The organism is Bacillus sp. C30, assembly GCF_040838255.1.
GTDB lineage: Bacteria > Bacillota > Bacilli > Bacillales > Bacillaceae_G > Bacillus_A > Bacillus_A mycoides.
The window spans coordinates 1-2,706 of record NZ_JBFPJH010000402.1; the positions used below are offsets into that span (position 1 = coordinate 1).

2 protein-coding genes are annotated in these 2,706 nt (G+C 33.1%); one reads left to right on the forward strand and one right to left on the reverse strand.

Annotated elements, in window-relative coordinates; all coding sequences use genetic code 11:
* Window positions 1-89 precede the first annotated feature (89 nt).
* Complete coding sequence (gene trhO, locus AB3X49_RS20875; RefSeq protein ID WP_002086277.1) at window positions 90-1,049, forward strand: oxygen-dependent tRNA uridine(34) hydroxylase TrhO; 960 nt, start codon at window positions 90-92, stop codon at window positions 1,047-1,049.
* Between the two features lie 48 nt (window positions 1,050-1,097).
* Here trhO and AB3X49_RS20880 read toward each other — a convergent pair whose 3' ends face one another.
* Entirely contained in the window at window positions 1,098-2,573 is a 1,476-nt protein-coding gene (locus AB3X49_RS20880; RefSeq protein ID WP_012260743.1) for a hypothetical protein, read from the reverse strand.
* Between the last annotated feature and the right edge of the window lie 133 nt (window positions 2,574-2,706).

The window sequence follows — 2,706 nt, forward strand, 5'->3', positions numbered from 1 at the left end:
ATTTAGTATGCATTTTCTTATTATATATGTTTTGATATGAACGTTAACTTATACATGATTTTAAAATTTAGATAGGTGGTAGAAATACATTGGCAACTACAAAACCATATAGAGTATTACTGTATTACATGTACACAACAATTGAAAATCCAGAAGAATTTGCTGAACAGCATTTAGAATTTTGTAAATCACTTGAGTTAAAAGGAAGAATTCTTGTAGCGACAGAAGGAATTAACGGAACTTGTTCTGGAACTGTTGAGCAAACAGAAAAATACGTGGAAGCGATGAACAATGACCCACGTTTTGCTGGAATCGTGTTTAAAATTGATGAGGCGGATGAACATGCATTCAAGAAAATGCACGTACGTCCTCGTTCAGAGTTAGTTACACTTCGTCTAGAAGACGACATTAACCCGAAAGAAATTACTGGGAAGTATTTAGAACCAAAAGATTTTTATGAGGCAATGAAACAAGAAGATACAGTTATCATTGATGCACGAAATGATTATGAATTTGATTTAGGACACTTCAAAGGTGCGATTAAACCAGATATTGAATCATTCCGTGAATTACCAGATTGGATTAGAGAAAATAAAGAAACACTTGAAGGTAAAAAGATTTTAACGTACTGTACAGGGGGAATTCGTTGTGAGAAATTCTCAGGTTGGTTAGTTCGTGAAGGTTATGAAGATGTAAGCCAGCTTCATGGCGGAATTGTAACGTACGGAAAAGATCCAGAAGTACAAGGTGAACTTTGGGATGGTCAATGTTACGTATTTGATGAGCGTATCGCTGTACCAGTAAACCAAAAAGAGCACGTTATCGTTGGTAAAGATCATTTTACAGGTGAACCTTGCGAGCGCTATGTAAACTGTGCAAACCCTGAATGTAACAAGAAAATTTTATGTTCTGAAGAAAGTGAAGCAAAACATTTACGTGCATGTTCTCATGAATGTCGTGTACACCCACGTAATCGTTATATCGTGCAACACGAATTAACAGAAGAGCAAGTAGCTGCTACATTAGAAAAAATCGAAGCAGGTAAGTAAGCATAATAGAAAACAGATGGTAGCATCGTGCTGCCATCTGTTTTTTAGTTACTTTGTGCTATCCTTCTCTTTCACAGCAGAAAGTACAGTTTGTTTTACCCATGCTTTTCTTCGTTTATGTTGTACACTCCATTGGTATAAACTTTGTATACCTAAAATAAGTGAAATGACTATGCCACTAATCGCTATTAATAGAGCAAAAAATTCAAAAGGCGATGATATTTTGTTTGAATCGGTGTTTCTTAAAAGATCAATCATAGTAAACCCTAACATTTGGCCTACAACAGAGTAGAGCGTTAAAATTAATAATAAGAGGCTATCTTTTTTTGAAGCAACATTTTCTTGATATTTAAATAAACTATCGAGATTTTGTTTCGCGTTCGTGTACAGTACTTCAATGTTAAAAAGTTTTCTTAGACGAAAGAAAATATCTTCACTTTGTGATTGGGATACTAATTCTAAAGAAAAATAATTAGCTGTAAACGAATTTATTGAATAAATTAATTTCTCTATCTCATTTGTATCTTGTTCAATATTTAGTTCAGCATAAGCGTTTGCCATCTTTAATAAAACAACTTTATGAAATAAATTTAATAATAAAGCGTAATAAAACTCCCCGTACATTTGACTAGCAAGTTTAGTGACTGCTTGTTCACCTTCATTTGTAATACATGTGAAAATATGTTCTTCCATAATAAAGTAACGGTTAGGAGCCCATCTTTGATAAGAATGTTTTGTTAAATAATCGTGAATATAAGGAACATTATTTGCACTAATATATGGCTTACCATCATCTGATAATCCGGAAAGACTGGAAGCTCGATATACATCGATTATATGAAGGTCTGACTCTTTGTTTATGGATAATAGAGTTTGTACATACATTCGCTGGTCTTCAAAGAAAGGGAATGTTTGAAAGTAAGAACTCCGCAATCTCTTGTTCTCAAAGAAGTCTGTTAAACCATGAAATAAATCACCGAATATAAGTTTTTCTACTTGTGAATATTTTTTTCCATCACATTCAATACAAATAGTCTCAGTCGTATCACTTTTAGTTTCAAGTACACGGAAGCGAGCCGCGAATTCAATCGCTTCTGATAATGTCATGTTAGGAGCGGTTTTTATTTCTGTCCGAATTGTTAAGAACCCAAGCTCATAAGGACAAAGTGTTACATCAATAGAATGTATCTTGAATGGAACGGAAATAAGGTTAGTTGTTAAATGTCCATTTAAATTAAGGTCTTTAGAATAGCGCTGTAATCCTTTTTGATGTTCTGAATGAGGAAAGAGAATTTTATTTGTAAAGGAAAGATAGTATGCTTCCATATTTTGATGTGAAACTTGAAATTTCCCGTAATATGTATTTTCATCTTCAAGATGATCGAGTCGAAAAGGCCGAAAATCATTTTTTTGTAAGAAAGGGAACATATTTTGTTCATATCCAGTTTTAAACGAAAACGGGAATATAAATTGAAATATAGCTGTTGTTACATCTTTTTCCTCGATTGTTTGTATTGCCTCCATTTACATTGTTTCCTTTCCGTATAAGCTATAGAAACAACATGCCCAATTTTTCTTGAAAATAACCTCTCTTGTTCATTAGATTAAGAATGAAAATTCAGCTTATTTAACAAGGGACATGTATAATGTTATGTAT